The sequence below is a fragment of the Stenotrophomonas sp. HITSZ_GD genome (genome assembly GCF_029543105.1).
Classification (GTDB): domain Bacteria; phylum Pseudomonadota; class Gammaproteobacteria; order Xanthomonadales; family Xanthomonadaceae; genus Stenotrophomonas_A.
In genome coordinates this window covers 24,225-41,768 of the sequence record NZ_JARQXB010000003.1, presented here as the reverse complement: position 1 = coordinate 41,768, position 17,544 = coordinate 24,225, and the positions used below count along the sequence as shown (strand labels likewise).

Below are 17,544 nucleotides of genomic sequence, written 5' to 3'. Positions count from 1 at the left end.
GCGTGGCTCAGGAAGCCACCAGCAGGCGCACCGCGCGCGCCTCGGAGACCGCCAGCAGCAGGCGTTCCAGCGCGACCCACGCGTCGCCCTCGCCGCGGCCCTTGGCGATGCGGTCCACCTTCGACGCCTCGGCGACGAAGCGCTCCCAGCGCCGCGGCTCGGCATGGCGGGCCAGCGCGCGCTTGAACGGCGCCTGCCGCGATTCCCAGATGCCCTGCGCCTTCATCTCGCCGGCGAGGTTGCCCCCGCGTGCCTGCACCCGCGCCAGCGCGGCGGTGCGCAGCAATTCCTTGATCAGGATCGGCATCAGCGCGGCCACCGCCTCGCCCTCGCCGCGCAGGCCGGCGAGCATGCGGCCCACCGCGGCCGGCTGCCCCGCCAGCGTGGCCTCGGCCAGGCGAAACACGTCGTAGCGGGCGGCATCGGCCACCAGCGACTCCATCGCCGCCAGGTCCAGCGCCTGCCCGCCGGAGAGCAGCGCCAGCTTGTCGATTTCCTGCGCGGCGGCCAGCAAGTTGCCCTCCACCCGCTCGCTCAGGCGCTGCACGGCGTCGGCGTCGGCGCGCAGGCCCTTGCCGCGCAGGCGGCGCTCGATCCATTCCGGCAGCTCGTGCGGCTTGATCGCCCAGGCCACGGAAATCGTGCCGATGCGCGCGATCGCGTCGGCCCACTTGCCGTGATGCGCCTTGCTCCAGTCGTTGGCGGTGATCAGCAACACCACGTCCGGCGGCGGATTGGCGCAGAACGCGCTGATGACCTCCGCGCCCTCCTTGCCCGGCTTGCCGCTGGGCATGCGCACTTCCACCAGGCGGCGCGCACTGAACAGGCTCGGCGCGTTGAAGCTCTGCTCGAGCTGGTTCCAGTCGAAGTCCCGGCCGTCGGCGTCGAACACCTCGCGCTCGCCGATGCCCTCGGCGCGCGCGCGGGCGCGCACCGCATCGGCCGCTTCGAGCACGCGCAGCGTTTCCGGGCCGGCGATCAGGTAGGCCGGCTGCAGCGGCTGGCCGCTCTGGCTGGCGAGTTGTTCGGGCCTGAGTTCCATCGGCGCCGCGCGGACCGCGGTTATCGCGCCGGCGGCTGCACGGGCAGCGCCGGCGGCGTGGCCTCACCCGGCGACGGGTTGTCCAGCGACTGCCCGTGCTCCAGGCGCGCCCGCACCACGCTGTCGATGCGCCGCATGATCGAGGCGGCCATCTCCCGGCGCAGTTCGTTGGCCAGGATCTCGCGCTCGGTCGCGGTGCCGGTGGCGTCCTGCGGCGGGGAGACGTAATCGCGCGACAGCTCGATCACCTGCTGCGGCACCAGCACCGAGCCATCGGCGCGCAGCAGGCTGAAGATCACCGCGTAGCGCAGGCTGTATTCCTGGGCGCGGCCTTCGGCGTCGATGGCGATCGGCAGGTCGCCCCAGCGCTCGGACAGCACCTGCAGGGTGGCAAAGCCGGTCTTGGCGTCCTCGTCGGCCAGCGTGGCGCCGGAGGCGGTGAGGCCGCGGTTGAGGATCTTCACCAGCTCGCTGTACGGCGAGGTCGACTGCACCCGCACCGCCGGCGTATCGGGCGGCAGGCTGAGCGTGTTGCGCAGGTGGAAGCCGCAGGCGCTCAGGCCCAGGGTCAAGGCGAGCGCGGCGAGGAAGGTAAAGGGAGCTCGGATCATGGACGACAGTCTGGGGCAGCGGGCGGTGGGCGGCAACTTGCGGATGCGCCGGTCGGGCGCGCGATGCATCGCAGCGTGCCCGACCGGGCGTGAACGCGGCTTGAGGCCGCCGCGTCCGGCTCAGGCCGCGACGATGTTGACGATCTTCCCCGGCACGATGATGACCTTGCGCACCGTCAGCCCCTCCAGGAACTTGGCGGCGTTCGGCTCGGCCTGAGCCAGGGCCTCGACCTGCTCGCGCGGCGCGTCGGCGGCCACCTCGATGGTGCCGCGCAGCTTGCCGTTGACCTGCACCGCCAGGGTCACCGCGTCGCGCACCAACGCGGCCGGGTCGGCCTGCGGGAAGCGCACGTCCTCCAGCAACGTCTCGCCGTGGCCCAGCACCTGCCACAGCGCATGGCTGGCATGCGGGGTGATCGGGTTGAGCAGCAGCACCATCGCCTCCAGCGCTTCCTGGCGCACGGCGCGGCCCTGGGCGCTGTCGTCGTCGAACTTGTGCACCGCGTTGGACAGTTCCATCACCGCGGCGATGGCGGTGTTGAAGCTGTGCCGGCGGCCGTAGTCGTCGCCGACCTTGCCGATGGTCTCGTGGGTCTTGCGGCGCATCGCCTTCTGGTTGGCACCCAGCGCCGCGGCGTCCAGCGCCGGCGCGCTGCCGCCTTCAGCGTGCTTCTCCACCTGCGTCCACAGCCGGCGCAGGAAGCGCGCCATGCCGTCCACGCCGGCCTCGTTCCACTCCAGCGACTGCTCCGGCGGCGCGGCGAACATCGAGAACAGGCGCACCGTGTCGGCGCCGTACTTCTCCACCATCGTCTTCGGGTCCACGCCGTTGTTCTTGGACTTGGACATCTTCTCGGTGCCGCCGATCTGCACCGGCTGGCCGTCGGACTTGAGGATCGCGCCGGTGATGCGCGCGCGCTCGTCGCGCTGCACTTCCACGTCGGCCGGGTTGATCCAGTCCTTGGAGCCGTCCGCGTTCTGGCGGTAGAAGGTTTCGGCGATCACCATGCCCTGGGTGAGCAGGTTGGTGGCCGGCTCGTCGCTGTCCACCAGACGCGCGTCGCGCATGAGCTTGTGGTAGAAGCGGAAGTACATCAGGTGCAGGATCGCGTGCTCGATGCCGCCGATGTACTGGTCCACCGGCAGCCAGTAGTTGCCGCGCTTGTCGACCATGTCGCGCGCGCCCGGCGAGGTGTAGCGCGCGTAGTACCAGCTCGACTCCATGAAGGTGTCGAAGGTGTCGGTCTCGCGCTCGGCCAGCTTGCCGCACTGCGGGCAGGTGGTCTTGCGCCATTCCGGGTCGGTCTTGATCGGCGAACCGGTGCCGCTGAACTGCACGTCCTCCGGCAGCACCACCGGCAGCTGGTCTTCCGGCACCGGCAGCGCGCCGCAGCTGTCGCAGTAGATCACCGGAATCGGGCAACCCCAGTAGCGCTGGCGGCTCACGCCCCAGTCGCGCAGGCGGTAGTTCACCCGGCGCTGGCCCTGGCCCTTGCGCTCGAAGCGCTCGGCCAGCGCCTCGAAGGCGCCGGCAAAGTCCAGGCCGTCGAACTCGGCCGAGTTCACCAGCTCCAGCTCGCGGGTCTTGTCGCCGTACCAGTCGTGCCAGGTGGTCGGGTCATACTGCCGTTCGGCCTCGTTGCGCGGCGACTTCAGCGCGATGACCTGGCGGATCGGCAGCTGGTACTTGGTGGCGAACTCGAAATCGCGCTGGTCATGGCCCGGCACGGCCATCACCGCGCCGGTGCCGTAGCCCATCAGCACGAAGTTGGCGACCCACACCGGCACTTGCTCGCTGGTGATCGGATGCACGGCCTTCAGGCCGGTATCCATGCCGCGCTTTTCCTGCGTCTCCAGTTCGGCCTCGGAGACGCCGCCCTGCTTGAGCTCGGCCAGCAGCTGCGCCAGCGCCGGATTGTGCGCGGCGGCGTGCTGGGCCAGCGGATGCTCGCCGGCGATGGAAACGAACGTCACGCCCATCAGCGTGTCCGGGCGCGTGGTGAACACGCGCAGCGGTTCGAGCGCGGCACCCTGCGCGTCGACCACGTCGAACTGGATCTCCAGGCCTTCGGAGCGGCCAATCCAGTTGCGCTGCATCGTCTTGACCGATTCCGGCCAGCCCGGCAGCTCGTCCAGGCCGTCCAGCAGCTCCTGCGCGTAGTCGGTGATGCGCAGGAACCACTGCGGGATCTCGCGCTTTTCCACCAGCGCGCCGGAGCGCCAGCCGCGGCCGTCGATGACCTGCTCGTTGGCCAGCACGGTCTGGTCGATCGGGTCCCAGTTCACCACCGCGTTGCGGCGGTAGGCCAGGCCCTTGCGCATCAGCCGGGTGAACATGCGCTGCTCGTGCACGTAGTACTCGGGCCGGCAGGTGGCGAACTCGCGCGACCAGTCGATCGCGTAGCCCAGCGACTTGAGCTGGCTGCGCATGTGGTCGATGTTGGCGTAGGTCCACTTGGCCGGCGCGGTCTTGTTCTTGATCGCCGCGTTCTCGGCCGGCAGGCCGAAGGCGTCCCAGCCCATCGGCTGCAGCACGTTCTTGCCGATCATCCGCTGGTAGCGGCTGATGACATCGCCGATGGTGTAGTTGCGCACGTGGCCCATGTGCAGCGCACCGGACGGATACGGCAGCATCGACAGGCAGTAGTACTTCGGCTTGTCGGAAGTCTCGTCGACCTCGAAGGCGCGGGTGGCGTCCCAGAACTGCTGGGCGGCGGTTTCGACCTGCTGCGGGTCGTAGGCGTGGGTGTCGGCGGACATGGAAGCGGTCAGAAACGCGGCGGCGCAAAGCGGTACAGGGTACCGCAGGCGGCCGGGCGCTCCAAACGCCGGTGGGCGCCGGCCGCGCTCAGGTGCGCGCCGGCCAGCGCGCGGCGGCCACGCCGAACCAGCCGGCCCAGGCCAGGAAACCCAGCCGCTGCGCCAGCGGCGCGGGCAGCAGCGGCACGAAACCGGTGACCAGCACCACCGCGCCGGCGGCCCAGCACAGCCCGGCCAGGGTACGGTCGCGCCCGCGCATCGCCACGCCGAGCGCGAGCATGGCCGGGATGAAGGAGACCTCCCACAACAGCCAGGCCGCCGAGTGGCGCTGGGTGGCCGCCCCCTCGAAATCGGAAGGGTCCAGCGGGAACAGCCCCAGCCCGGCGAAGGCCAGGCCGGACAGGAACAGCAACTGCACGCCGACCCGGTGCGGCCACGCGTGCCGTGCCACGCCGCCACCGAACACGGAGAGCGCGGCGAAGGCCGCCGCCACGCCGGTCACCCCCATCGCCAGCAGGTTGAAGGCGGTGGCGTGCGGCACGCCCACGCCGCCCAGCAGGGTCACCGGGTAGCGCCACTGCGAATACAGCGGAATCGCCAGCCCGAAGCCGGCCACCGTCACCGCCAGCCACGGCAGCAATCCCGTCGCCGCCCAGCGGCCCCAACGTTCACTCTGGCCCACGCCCACTCCCGTTCCGGGCGCGCGCCGCCACGGCGCACGCGGGGATGGATTGTCGCATCGCCCCGGCCGGCGCAAAAAGAACGCCGCCCGGCTGGGGCCGGACGGCGAAGTACTGCTCGGGGAGTTTTATCGGGGAGTGCGCTCAGCGCGAGGCGGCCTGCACCCCCATGCCGGTGATCTCGACGCGGCGGTTGGGCGCCAGGCAGGAGATGACCTGGCTCGAACGCGGGCCCGGGCAGCTCACCAGCGGGTCGCTGGCGCCGCGCCCGTCGGCCCACACGGCGCTGGCCGGCACGCCCAGCTCGATCAGCGCGAACTTCACCGCCTCGGCGCGCCGTTCGGACAAGGCCACGTTGTAGCTCGCGCTGCCGAAGCGGTCGGCGTAGCCGGCCACCGCCACCTGCTGCAGGTTGGCCAGGCTGCCGGCCTGCTGCACGAGTTGGCGCAACGTCTCGCGGCCGCGCGCGCTCAGCTGCGCGCTGTCGAACTCGAACAGCGCATCGGCCGACAGGCGTACCGGCTGGATCTGCGGCGGCGGCGCCGGCGGCGCGGGGGCGGCGGCCACCGGTGCGGCGGGCGGCTGCATCAGCGCGCTGCACGCCGAAGGCGCCCAGCGCTGCCCTTCGGCCACGCCGTGGCCGTCGAAATCGATCTGCAGTTGGCAGCGCACCGGCGCCGCGCCGATGGCCGGGCGCACGTTGAGCAGGTAGTTCCACTCGCGCACGCCCCATAGCCCTTCGTTGAAGTGCGGCGCGCCCAGCAGGGCCTGCACCTGTTTCTTGTTCATGCCCGGCGCGTACTGGCGCAGCAGGTCGACATCGATGAAGGTGCCCGCGCGCGGATAGGCGCGCGCGGGATCCGGGAAGCCGTCGTCGCGATCGCGCGCGCCGGCTTCGAATCCGGCCAGCAGCAACACGGCGGTGAGGACGATCCACGGCAGCGGCTGCCGGGAGGTGTGCGGATGAGGCGTATGCATGGTGGTTTCCCCTCGGATGGGCGACCCGGCGCGCGCAGGGCGCCGGGCCGCGGGATGCCGGCCGCGCCGGTCGCTTACCACTGGATACCGGCGCCGACGGACACGCCGCCCTCGCCGCGCGAGTTGGTCGAACCGCTGACCTTGTAGATCCAACGCCCGCCTTCGGTGACGCCGGCGATGCCCACCGCGATGCCGGATTCGCCGTTGTAGGTACTGGCGGCCACCGAGGCCATGCTGCGGCCGGCTTCGTAGGGCTGCGGCAGGCCGGCCATCGCCATCGCCGAGGCCACGCCGGCCGAGGCGCGGTTGTCCAGGCCCTGGATGCGGCTGTCGGTGTAGTTCTTCGACCAGTCCATCGCGTCGGCCATGCCGGACTTGAGCTGGCCCAGGTTCACCGCGTCGTTGTCGGCGGTGCCGGCGGCGACGTTGTGCACCTGCGTGGGAGTGTTGCCCTGGCCCAGCGTCACGCTGCCGTAGTTGGTCTGCCCGTTGGTGGTGTCGTAGCGCACCGTGCCGGCCTGCGAGGCCTGCAGCTGGCGCACGTTCACCGCGTCGGTGGCGGTGGTGCCGTCGGCGACGTTGATGACCTGGCGCTCGTTCCCGGCGCTGCCCACCGACACCGCGTTGGCGCGGTCGGCCACCGCACCGGCGCCCAGCGCGACGCTGTTGGCCGCCGTGGCCGTGGCCTGCGGGCCGATGGCGATGGCCTCCGCACCGGTGGCCGCAGCCGGCGCGCCGGTCGAGTTCACCGAGAAGTACTCGCTGCCGGCGCCGTCCTGCAGGTTGTCGATGCGCTGGTTGATGTTGACGATCGAACCATCCACCGCCTCGAACGCCGAGCTGACGTTGTTGTAGGTGGTGCGCGTGGTGCCGCCGGTGGTGCTGACCGAGGTGATGTTGAAGCTCGGGCCGGTCCAGGTGCCGGTGTTGCTGTCGTAGGTGGTGGTGCCGCCGAAGTAGTTGGCGACCTGGCTATTGGTCGCGTACAGCTGGCCGCCGTTGACCGCATCGGTGCTGCCCTGCGCCACCGCGCCGGCGGCCACGTTGACGATCTGCCGCTCGTTGCCCACGCTGCCCACCGAAACCGAATTGGCGCGGCTGGCCACCGAGCCGCTACCCAGCGCGATGCTGCCGCTCGCGCTGGCGACCGCGCCACTGCCCAACGCCAGGCTGCCCTCGCCGCTCGCGCTTGCATCCGGCCCCAGCGCCACGCCCTCGTCGCCATCGGCCGCCGCCGCGCCGCCGGTGGAGTTCACCGCCAGGTACGGGCTCGAGTTGACGCTGATGTTGCGCACGCGGTTGTTAAGGTTGGTCAGCGAGCCATCCACCGCGCCGAAGGCCGTGGTGACGTCGTGGTAGGTGGAGACGGTGACGTTGCCGTTCGCATCGAAGCTGCTGATGGCGAACTGCGGCGCGGTCCAGGTGCCGGTGGCGCTGTCGTAGGCGGTGGTGCCGCCCAGGAACGCGGCGAGCTCCTCGTGGGTCTGGAACAGCTGCCCGCCGGTCACCGCATCGGTGCTGCCCAGCGCGATGGTGCCGTCGGCGACGTTGCTGATGCCCACCGCCGCGCCGGTGCCGGCGCCGGCCAGGGTGACGTGGTTCAGCGCGTTGCCGCTGGCATCGGCGTCGTAGTGCACGGCCAGGACATCGGCCGCGGCCGGGTCGATGTTGCCCAGCGACTGGCTGATCGCCGCCAATGCACTGCCCACGTTGTCGTAGGTGCCGATGCTGACGCTGCCATCGTTGCCGATGTTGTTGATGACGTAGGTCGGCGCGGTGGGCACGCCGTTGGCGTCCACGGTGGAGCCGCCGCCCAGGTGCAGCGAGGTGCCCTGCCCCAGCGCGTAGAGCTGCGCGCCGTTGATCGCCTCGGTGCTGTTGAGCGAGACCTCGCCGGCGGCCAGGTTGCCGATCACCGTGGCGGTGGCCGAGCCGACCGTGCCCAGCGTGACGCGCGAGTAATCCGGGTTGCCGCTGGCGTCGGTGTCGTAGGTCACCGCGAAGATGTCCACCTGGTTGATCTGGTTGATCGCCCCTTGCAGCTGTTCGACGTTGACCGCGTCGGTGGCCGCGCTGCCGGCGGCGACGTGGGTGATCTGGCGTTCGCGCCCGGCCGAGCCGACCGCCACTTCGCCGATGGAGGTTCTTGCCGAGGTCAGTCCGTAGGCCATGTAGTTGTCCTGTCCGCCGCGATCGGCGTTGGAGAGGTAGCCCAGCGCCACCGTGTTCGCCTTGTTGGAGGTCGCGCCGGCGCCGAGCAGCGTCTGCGCGTTGGCGGTGCCGGTGGCGTTGTCGCCGATCACCACCGAATGGCCCAGGCGCGCGTCGTAGTCGGCGGTGGGCACGCCGGTGGGGTTGTTGGGATCGTCGCGGCCGGCGCCCGGGAAGGCGAGGTCCGCATCCTGCGCCGCCAGCTGGTGGCGCGCGTTGGTGCCGATCACCACTTCCTTGGAGCCGTTGGAATACGCACCGTCGCCGATCAGCACCTGGTAGTCCTGCGCGGCGTTGACCGCCCAGCAATCGGTCGTGGCCAGGCCCAGCAGGTTGGCGCACTGCCCCGCCCAGGCCGGCGAGCCGTCCGGCAGCAGCAGGCCGAGCAGCCCGCCCGGGTTGCCGTTGTTGATGTTGTAGAGGTAGCTGTCGGAGGTGACGCCGCCGAGCAGGGTCAGGTGCGAATTGCCGCCGGTGGCCGCGCCGCCGACGCCATTGAGCAGCGTGCCGACCGGCGTGGTGTTCACCACCGGCACGCCGAGCACGTTGGTGACCGCGTAGCCCTGCTGGAAGTTGGCGTTGCTCACCGCCAGGTCGCCGTTGCGCACGTAGCCATCGCCGCCGAACAGGCCGGTGGTCGTGCTGTCGAGCAGGCCGCCGAGCGAGCCGGTGAGGCCGCCGGTGCCGATGATCAGCCCGGGGCTGCCGACCTGCGGCGGCACCGTCGGCGCCGCCGCCGGTGCGGCGCCGGTGAGGCCGCCGACCACGTTGCCCAGGCCGCTGCCGATACCACCCACCACCCCGCCGAGCGTGCCGCCCAGGCCGCCGGTGCCGGAAGTGGAGCCGGTGAGGCCGCCGACCGCGCCGGTCACGCCGGTGATCGCGCCGCTGCCCACCGTGCCGATCGTGTTGCCGAGGCTGCCGACCGCGCCGCCGAGATCGCCCTGCTGCAGCTCGCCGCCCACCTGGGTCAGGCCGCTGGCGAGCGAACCGGTCGCGCCGGTGACGGTGCTGGCGAGCGCCGTCGAGCCGGTGACCGCGCCGACGGTATTGCCCAGCGTCTGGCCGACGCCGCTCACCACGGGCGCGACACCGCCGGTGACGCCATTGACCACGTTGCCGGCCACGCTGCCGACGACGTTGCCCACCGTCTGCGTAACGCCGCCGAGCAGCCCGGTGACGGCTTGCCCGACCGGATTGCCGCCGCCGGTGCCCGTGCCGCCCCCGCTGCCCGCGAGCGCGCCACCGAGCGTGCCGGTCACCTGGCTAACGGTGGTACCGACTTGCGTCACGGTATTGCCGAGCGCGGCACCGGCACCGCTACCGCCACCGGCGGAGCTCAATGCGCTACCCAACGAACCAGTGACCTGTTCGGCCACATTGCCCGTCTGCGTGACCACGCCGCCGAGCGTGGCGCCGAGATTGCCGGTGCCGCCGCTGCCATTGCCTGCGCCGGCCAGCGCACCACCGAGCGTGTCGGTGACCTGACCCACGGTCGTGCCAACTTGCGTCACGGTATTGCCGAGCGCGGCGCCGGCGCCGCCACCGCCGCCGGCGGAACTCAATGCGCTGCCCAGCGAACCAGTGATTTGTTCGGCCACATTGCCCGTCTGCGTGACCACGCCACCGAGCGTGGCACCGAGATTGCCGGTGCCGCCGCTGCCATTGCCTGCGCCGGCCAGTGCACCACCGAGCGTGTCGGTGACCTGACCCACGGTCGTGCCAACTTGCGTCACGGTGTTGCCGAGTGCAGCGCCGGCGCCGCTGCCGCCCCCGGCGGAATTCAGGGCGCTGCCCAACGAACCGGTGATTTGTTCGGCCACATTGCCCGTCTGCGTGACTACGCCACCGAGCGTGGCGCCGAGATTGCCGGTGCCGCCGCTGCCATTGCCTGCACCGGCCAGCGCACCACCGAGCGTGTCGGTGACCTGACCCACGGTCGTGCCAACTTGCGTAACCGTGTTGCCGAGTGCAGCGCCGGCACCGCTACCGCCGCCGGCGGAATTCAATGCGCTACCCAACGAACCGGTGACGTGTTCGGCCACATTGCCCGTCTGCGTGACCACGCCACCGAGCGTGGCGCCGAGATTGCCGGTGCCGCCGCTGCCATTGCCTGCACCGGCCAGTGCACCGCCGAGCGTGTCGGTTACCTGACCCACGGTGGTACCAACTTGCGTGACGGTGTTGCCCAGCGCGGCACCGGCGCCGCTGCCGCCGCCGGCGGAATTCAGTGCGCTACCCAGCGAACCGGTGATTTGTTCGACCACGTTGCCCGTCTGCGTAACCACGCCGCCGAGGGTGGCGCCCACATTGCCCGCGCCGCCGTCGCCGACCTGGCCAAGCCCGGCCGTCAGATCCTGCAGCGCGGTCTGCACCGTGCCCGTCACGCTGCCCACCGCGCCGCCGACGTTGCCGCTGCCGAGCTGCTGCGCGGTCGCCTGAACACCGGTGCCCGCGTGCACGAGCACATCGCCCACCGCGGGCGTCGCCGCCAGCGTCTGGCCCAGGTTCGCGACCGTCTGGCCGACGCCGTTCAATGCCACCGGCACGGTCTGCTGCGGCGCCGTGGACAGCAACTGCGCGGTCGTCGCGCCCGCGGTGCCGACCACATCGCCCACCGCGCCGGCCAATGCCTGCGCCACCGGCTGCGAGCTGCCGCCCTGGCCCTTCAGCAGTCCGTCGACGCTGCCGCCGACCTGGGCGAGCACGCCGTTGACCGTGGTACCCACGGCCGTCAACCCGACGCTGCCGCCGGTGCTGCCCGCGAGCACACCGTCCAACCCGCCCAGCGTGGTGCCGACCACGCCTTGCACCGTGTGGTTGGCCTGGCTCACCACCGCCGGCACGTTGCCCGCGACCACCTGCCCGCCGATCTGCTGCACGCCGCCGCCCACCTGCGCGGTCACGCCGGTGACGGTGTGGCCGAGCACGGGCGAACCCGTCACGGCGGCCACCCCTTGCCCGAGCTTGCCGCCCACGCCGCGCACGCCCGTATCGATGGCGCCCGTCGTGCCGATGACGACTTCGCCCAGCGAATTCGGCAGGCGGCCATCGCCGCCGCCCTCGACCAGCCCGACCGTCGTGGCGACCGCGTCCTTCACCGGGCCCAACAGGTTCTCGCGACCCGGCAGCAGCTTGTCGGCCACCGAGGTGACCACCTGACCGGTGCCCTGCAGCAGGTGGCGCTTGTCGTCGATCAGCGCCTGGCCCAGGGCCGGCGCATCGGTGAGCGTGCCCTGCGCGGATTGCGCCAGCGTGGCGAGCGCGGTGGCGAGCGCGCCACCGGCATCGCCCGTCGCCAGCTGCCTGCCGCTGGTGGCGACGCCAGCGGCCAGTGCCTGGGCGCGCGGTTGCACGCGGGCACGCGTGCGCGGCGCGACCTTTTCGACCACCGGCGCCACCCCGTCGGCAACGTGGGCGACGACCCGGCCTGCCGGCGCGGCGAGCTCATCGCGCAGCACGGAAGGCAGGTCGTTGGCGGTCACGGTCAAGCCGAGATCGGCCGCCGCGCGCACCGCGGCGAGTTGCGCGCGCACGCTGGCATCGCCTTGCAGCGTGCCGGCGATCAGCGCCGTATCAAGAGACGCCGCCAACGTCGCCGGCCGAGGGGGCGCAGCGGCCGACGACGAAGGCGACGTCGTGGAACCCGGGGAAGCCGCCGCGGCAGGGCCGACGTCGACACGTGCGCGCATGGACGACTGCGCATTCAATGGCACCTCGACGCCGCTCGACACCGAAGGGGCGTACTTGTCGGCGATGCTCAGCAGTTCGTCCAGACGCGGATCGCCGGCGCGGGCGCTTCCGGCCCAGCTGCCCAGCAGGCCCAACGCGAGCAGCAGCGGCGGCGTCATGCCGGTGCGCCGTGCGTCGTGCGTGACCGAGTGCTTCTTGCCCTGCGTGGTCGCCAGTTCCGACACCACCACAAAGGCGTTCAAGGCATGGCTCCACACCAGCCGATAGATACGATTCATGATGCGCTCCCTTGGATGCGGAGACATCGCACTTCGATGTCTTCCGTGGGAGCCATTACGCCGCTGCGGCGCGCTGCGATTTACTCCATTCCGGCAGCCGATCCCGCCAAATTGGCAAAGTGCTATCGAATTCCGGCAACGCCATGCACGTTTGCGGCAAGCGTGCCGAATCCGTGCATCACACCGATTCCTGCACGCCGGAACGGCGCATCAGCGTGTCGCGCGGCAGCTCGCCGAACACGCGACGGTAGTTCTCGGCGAAGCGCGACAAGTCCCACAGGCCGCAGCTCAACGCGATGGCCTTGACCGACTTGCGCCCCGCATCGGCGGAGGAAAGCCCGCGGCACGCCGCGCACAAGCGCAGCATCGAGAGGTACCGGTTGGGCGAGATACCCAGCAGGTCGTCGAAGGCGTAGCGCAGGGCGCGCTCGCTGACGCCCGCCGCATCGCAGATCTCGTTCATGTAGATGTTGTGCCGAAGGTTCATTCGCATGAACTCCTCGGCCCGGCGCAGGATCATGTAATGCGTGCGCCGCCCCCGCCCGCTCACCGCGCGGTCGTAGTGCCCCGAATCGACGATGCACCGCACGTGGTGCTCCAGCACCTCGTCCAGCGACAGGCCCTGCAGGGCCGAATAGCCGCTGCTGATGCGCGCTTCCAGCTCGGCGTAGTAGTGGCACAGCGGGTGGTCGGAGGGCAGGTGCAGGTGCGCGCTGGCCTGGCCGGGCGCGGCGATGTCGCCCAAGTGCAGCTCGCTGAATTTCTGGCGCAGGCGCTTGAAGGGCACCATCACCAGCGTGACCCAGCTGTCGGCGCTGAGCACGAACTCGCTGATGCCCTCGGGCGTCAGCGTCATCAGGCTGCCGTTGGACAGCGGTGCGCCATGGCACCAGCTCGCCGTCTCGTCGGTGCGGTGGATGCAGCCGATCAGGCACCAGTCCAGCGGCAGCATGAAGCGGCCGCGCCCGGTGAAGCCGGTTTTGATCGTGCAAAAAAGCGCTTCATCGTGCACGACGCTGTGCACCGCAGCTTTCGGGCCGTTCCCATCCAGCAATACCAACTCCACGTCACACACGCGCAGCAAACCGGACAGGTTCACTAGATCGAATGTGCAGAGCTGGGCGCCGTCGGCACCCCCCATAACCAGCCCCCCCATTTATCTCCTCAAATGGCGCGGTGGAACGCCCGAACGGATTCAACCGTTCTTCCTGCAAGCCCCAAACCTAGTCGTGCTTGGAGTCCACCGCATCGGCAACTGCGGGCATAACTTAATGATCGGGGTGGGAGCATGCGTGAAGGAATCTACAAATTTCAGCCCCTCCCTCACGCATTTAACCACACGGGAAATTGTTTCGTGATTGCACTCACAGAACACCGCGCGGTTGTGCCGATTTTGCATATTGCTTCTGCCGATTTTGCGCATCAATGCCGCGGAGATTCCCAGAGCATGGCCGCTATCGAGGAAAGAAGCCTCGAGGCAGTAGAGGGGGAGTGCAATGGAAGGCACGGGGACCACTATTCAGGTGACTCGCACGACCGGGCAGGTACGTGCAGCCACGGCCGCCATACCTCTCCTTGCCATTCCACGCGCCGGGCGGTTGACGCCCTGTCCGACTGGCGCGGCCTTGATCACGCAGGGCACGTGCAAGGAGAAACATCGATGATTCGCTCGATCCAACGCTTCGTGCGGGAAGAGGACGGCGTCACCGCGCTCGAATATGGCCTGCTGGCCGCCATCGTGGCCGGCGCCCTGATGATCTTCGCCGCGCCGGCGATCCAGTCGTTCTTCAAGAAGCTGTTTGAAACCTTGTCCGCGGCGATCGACGACGCCGGCAAGGATGCGACCACCTCGTCCTGACCGGCACGCGCCACCGCCCGCATGGACACGGCCATCGCCCTGCTCACCTGCGCACTGTGCGTGCAGGTCGCCGTGAGCGACCTGTACGCACGCAGGGTGTCCAACCGCTGGCTGCTGACAGCGCTGGCACTGCTGGCCGCGTTGCTCGTGGCGCAAGGCGCCGACGCGGCGCGCTGGGGTCACGCGGCACTGGGCCTGGCCTGCGCGGCCATCCTGTTGCCGTGCTACGCCATCGGCTGGATGGGCGCGGGCGACGTGAAGTTCTTCGCGGTGCTCGGGGCATTGCTGGGCGGCGCGGCCCCGCTGCTGCCGGTATGGATCATCGCCAGCTTGCTGGCCGGCCTGCATGCGATGGCGGTGCTGGCCGCGCCTGGCGTGAGCGCGCGCATGCCGCTCGGGCTGCGCTTCGCGCTGGAGAACACCCAGGCGCGCCTTCAGGCGTGGCCGCCGCACCAGCGCATGCTCGCCGCGCGGCGCGGGCGGCGCGGCATTCCCTACGCCACCTATCTGGCGCTGGCGGCCTTGCTGGTGGTCCTGCAAGGCGGGATGGCCGCATGAAGCACGCTTTCGTGCCGCGGCGGCGCATGCGCGGGGTCGTCAGCCTCGAATATGCCCTGCTCCTGTTGCTGGGCATCCTGCCGTTGATCCTGGCCACCTTCAGCGGGGTGCTGATCTTCGCCGCGCAGCAATCGCTGAGCCTGGCGGCGGCCGAAGGCGCGCGCGCTTCGCTGCGCTACGGCACCACCGCCGAACGCCGCGCCGCGGCGTGCATGGCCGCGCGCGAATCGATGGGCTGGCTGCTCGACTACGCCCGCCAGGCGCCGGACTGCGCGAGCACGTCCGCCTCGCCGATCGCCGTATCGCAGCCCTTCGCCTGCCTGGGCAGCGCCGATCGCCAGTGCATGCGCGTGACGGTGAGCTACGACTACGACCAGCACCCCTTCATTCCGGGCACCGGCAAGTTGTACGGCTGGACCATCGGCACGCCCCTGAGCAGCGTCGCCACGGCGCAACTCGACCTGGGCCACTGACACCTACGGAGCGCGTCCATGCAGAAAGCCACCCGCCTCGCCGCCCTGTTGCTGGTCGCCTTCGCGATCGTGCTCCTGCTGCTGGCGATGCTGCTCGGCCTGCGCGCCCGTTCGCCCTCCGCCGGCCCCACGCCGACCATGTCGCTTGCACCGGCACCGGCGCACGCGCAGGTACTGGTGGCCGCACGCGACCTGCCGGCGGGCGAGCCGCTGGATGCCAACGACCTGCGCGTCTCGCAGGTGGAGGCCATGCCGCCGGGCAGCTATGCCGCGCCGAGCGCGCTGGTCGGCAAGATCCTTTCCACGCCCGTGGCCGCCGGCGCGATCATCAGCGCCTCGATGCTGGCGCATGGCCTGGCCCTGGAACTGCAGCCGGGCGAACGCGCCATCGCGGTGCCGGTGGACGAGTTGGCCGGCGCCGGCAACCGCGTGGTACCGGGCGACTACGTGGACGTTTTCATGAACCTCAAATCGCGCGCGCGCGAGGGCGACGACAGCCAGAACCGCCTGCTGCTCTCGCGCCTGCGCGTGCTCAGCTACGGCGCGCAGGACCTGGGCCAGCCGCCCGCGCCACAGGCTGCCGGCACGGAATCCCCTGCGGAGAGCGGCAACGCGCGCGCGGATGCGATCGCCGCGCGCGAGAACGGCGGCGCCGCCTCCACCGCTTCCACCGCCGGTGCGCAGCCGGCGCGCAGCGCGGTGCTTGCGGTACCGGTGGCGCAGGCCAACCGCCTGTTGCTGGCCGCGCAGGACGGCAAGCTGTTCCTGGCCCTGCGCCATCCCTCCGACAACGGCAGCCCGGACGAATCGCTGTTCCCGCGGCCGCGCAACGTACTCAAGCCGCGCCTGGATCTGAGCCCGGAATTGCGCGAGGCCGCCGCATCGCCGGAAAACGATGCATATGCGGGCATCGACGCCGATGCGCTCGCCGGCCGCGAGGGCGCCCCCACCCTGCCCGCCGGCGTCCCCGCACGCCGCGACGCGGCACCCCATCGTTCCGCCGCGCCGCCGCTGGTCGTCATCCGCGGCACGCAGGCCGGCGCGCTTTCTCCCCCATGACCGTGCGCGAAGCCTCCATGACCCGACACCGTCCCCGCGCCTTCCCCCGCCTCCACGGTGCGCTGCTGGCCCTGGCGCTCGCGCTGGCCTGCGCGCCGTGCGCGTTGGCCAGCGAGGAAGCCGCCGTGATTTTGCAGACCCACGAGCAGCGGCCGTGGACGCTGCCCGCGGACCTGGAGCGGGTTGCCATCGCCGACCCGGCCGTGGCCGACCTGGTGACGTTGAAGAACCGCCAGCAGGCGCTGCTGGTCGGCAAGCAGGCCGGGCAGACGACGCTGCTGCTGTGGCGGCGCGGCCAATCGGCCCCGCAACGCCTGCAGGTCACCGTGCGCAGCGCGGTGCAGCAGGACCTGCTGCAGTCCCAGCCGCTGGGTTTGACGGTGGCCGACGGCCGGGCGCTGTTGCAAGGCGGCAGCGATTCGATGCTCGACCACGAGCGCGCGCGGCAGGCGGCGGAGGCGGCGGCCGGCGACGCGACCAAGATCATCGACACCTCCCGCATCGCCACCGGCGGCGTGGTGCAGGTCGAAGTCAAGGTGGTCGAGTTCAACAAGAGCGTGCTGCGGCAGATCGGCATCCAGTTCCGCAACACCAACGGCGGCTTCAGCTATGGCATCACGCCGCCCAGCAGCAGCGCGTCCGGCGGCGGCGAGGGCGGCAGCAATCCGCTGTCCTCGGCGTTCCAGCTCGTGGCCGGCTCGCTGACCCACCAGTGGGATACCAACATCGACCTGCTCCAGCGCAACGGCATGGCGCGCGTGCTGGCCGAGCCGACGTTGGTGGCGTTGTCCGGCCAGAGCGCGAACTTCCTCGCCGGCGGCGAACTGCCGATCCTCGAACCACAGGGCCTGGGCACCACGACGGTGACGTTCAAGCCGTTCGGCATCGGCCTGACGGTGACGCCCACGGTGCTGGCCGGCGACCGCATCGCGCTGAAGGTGGCGCCGGAAGCGAGCGACCTGGATTACGCCAACGGCCTGTCCTACAACGGCGTGCAGATTCCCTCCATCTCCACCCGTCGCGCGGACACCACCGTCGAGCTGGGCGATGGCGAGAGCTTCGTCATCGGCGGGCTGGTCAGCAACACGTTGAGCTCCACCGTGGACAAGGTGCCGCTGCTGGGCGACCTGCCGATCATCGGCTCGTTCTTCCGCAGCCTGAACTACACCAAGCAGGAGAAGGAACTGGTCATCGTGGTCACCCCGCACCTGGTGCGGCCGATCGCGCGCGGCACCGACATCCCGCTGCCCGGCGACCGCGAAGCGCAGGGCAAGCTGCCGGTCTGGGGGGCGTGGCTGCTGCATCCGGCCGGCCCCGACGCGCTGCCCGGTTTCTCGCGCTGA

At 70.7% G+C, this 17,544-nt stretch carries 12 protein-coding genes; 5 read left to right on the top strand and 7 right to left on the bottom strand.

Annotation, left to right across the window (positions count from 1 at the left end; genetic code table 11):
* Positions 1-7: 7 nt before the first annotated feature.
* The 7 genes from holA to P6166_RS03620 form a co-directional block, all read right to left on the bottom strand.
* Positions 8-1,042 (bottom strand): DNA polymerase III subunit delta, encoded by a 1,035-nt coding sequence (gene holA, locus P6166_RS03650; RefSeq protein ID WP_277763177.1) that lies wholly within the window; start codon positions 1,040-1,042, stop codon positions 8-10.
* Between the two features lie 20 nt (positions 1,043-1,062).
* The gene (gene lptE, locus P6166_RS03645) at positions 1,063-1,653 is read right to left on the bottom strand and encodes an LPS assembly lipoprotein LptE (protein ID WP_277763176.1); all 591 of its coding nucleotides are present in this window, start codon (positions 1,651-1,653) and stop codon (positions 1,063-1,065) included.
* 120 nt (positions 1,654-1,773) lie between these two features.
* A complete protein-coding gene (gene leuS / locus P6166_RS03640; protein ID WP_277763175.1) occupies positions 1,774-4,413 on the bottom strand; it encodes a leucine--tRNA ligase in 2,640 nt (879 codons plus the stop codon).
* 88 nt (positions 4,414-4,501) lie between these two features.
* Positions 4,502-5,095 (bottom strand): DUF998 domain-containing protein, encoded by a 594-nt coding sequence (locus P6166_RS03635; RefSeq protein WP_277763174.1) that lies wholly within the window; start codon positions 5,093-5,095, stop codon positions 4,502-4,504.
* A 142-nt stretch (positions 5,096-5,237) separates the two neighbouring features.
* Positions 5,238-6,071, bottom strand: coding sequence for an OmpA family protein (locus P6166_RS03630; RefSeq protein ID WP_277763173.1), 834 nt, complete (start codon positions 6,069-6,071; stop codon positions 5,238-5,240).
* Positions 6,072-6,145: 74 nt separating this feature from the next.
* Positions 6,146-12,253 carry an ESPR-type extended signal peptide-containing protein gene (locus tag P6166_RS03625; protein WP_277763172.1) on the bottom strand — a complete coding sequence of 2,036 codons (6,108 nt, stop codon included), beginning with the start codon at positions 12,251-12,253 and terminating at the stop codon, positions 6,146-6,148.
* A 178-nt stretch (positions 12,254-12,431) separates the two neighbouring features.
* Complete coding sequence (locus P6166_RS03620) at positions 12,432-13,400, bottom strand: AraC family transcriptional regulator (RefSeq protein WP_345781851.1); 969 nt, start codon at positions 13,398-13,400, stop codon at positions 12,432-12,434.
* 513 nt (positions 13,401-13,913) lie between these two features.
* Here P6166_RS03620 and P6166_RS03615 point away from each other — a divergent pair.
* The 5 genes from P6166_RS03615 to P6166_RS03595 are packed head-to-tail and all read left to right on the top strand — an operon-like array spanning position 13,914 to position 17,544.
* Positions 13,914-14,111 (top strand): Flp family type IVb pilin, encoded by a 198-nt coding sequence (locus tag P6166_RS03615; protein ID WP_277763170.1) that lies wholly within the window; start codon positions 13,914-13,916, stop codon positions 14,109-14,111.
* Between the two features lie 21 nt (positions 14,112-14,132).
* Positions 14,133-14,669, top strand: coding sequence for a prepilin peptidase (locus P6166_RS03610; protein ID WP_277763169.1), 537 nt, complete (start codon positions 14,133-14,135; stop codon positions 14,667-14,669).
* Complete coding sequence (locus P6166_RS03605) at positions 14,666-15,142, top strand: TadE/TadG family type IV pilus assembly protein (protein ID WP_277763168.1); 477 nt, start codon at positions 14,666-14,668, stop codon at positions 15,140-15,142. The genes P6166_RS03610 and P6166_RS03605 overlap by 4 nt, the downstream gene beginning before the upstream one ends.
* 18 nt (positions 15,143-15,160) lie before the next feature.
* Complete coding sequence (cpaB, locus tag P6166_RS03600) at positions 15,161-16,201, top strand: Flp pilus assembly protein CpaB (protein ID WP_277763167.1); 1,041 nt, start codon at positions 15,161-15,163, stop codon at positions 16,199-16,201.
* A 17-nt stretch (positions 16,202-16,218) separates the two neighbouring features.
* The gene (locus P6166_RS03595; protein WP_277763166.1) at positions 16,219-17,544 is read left to right on the top strand and encodes a type II and III secretion system protein family protein; all 1,326 of its coding nucleotides are present in this window, start codon (positions 16,219-16,221) and stop codon (positions 17,542-17,544) included.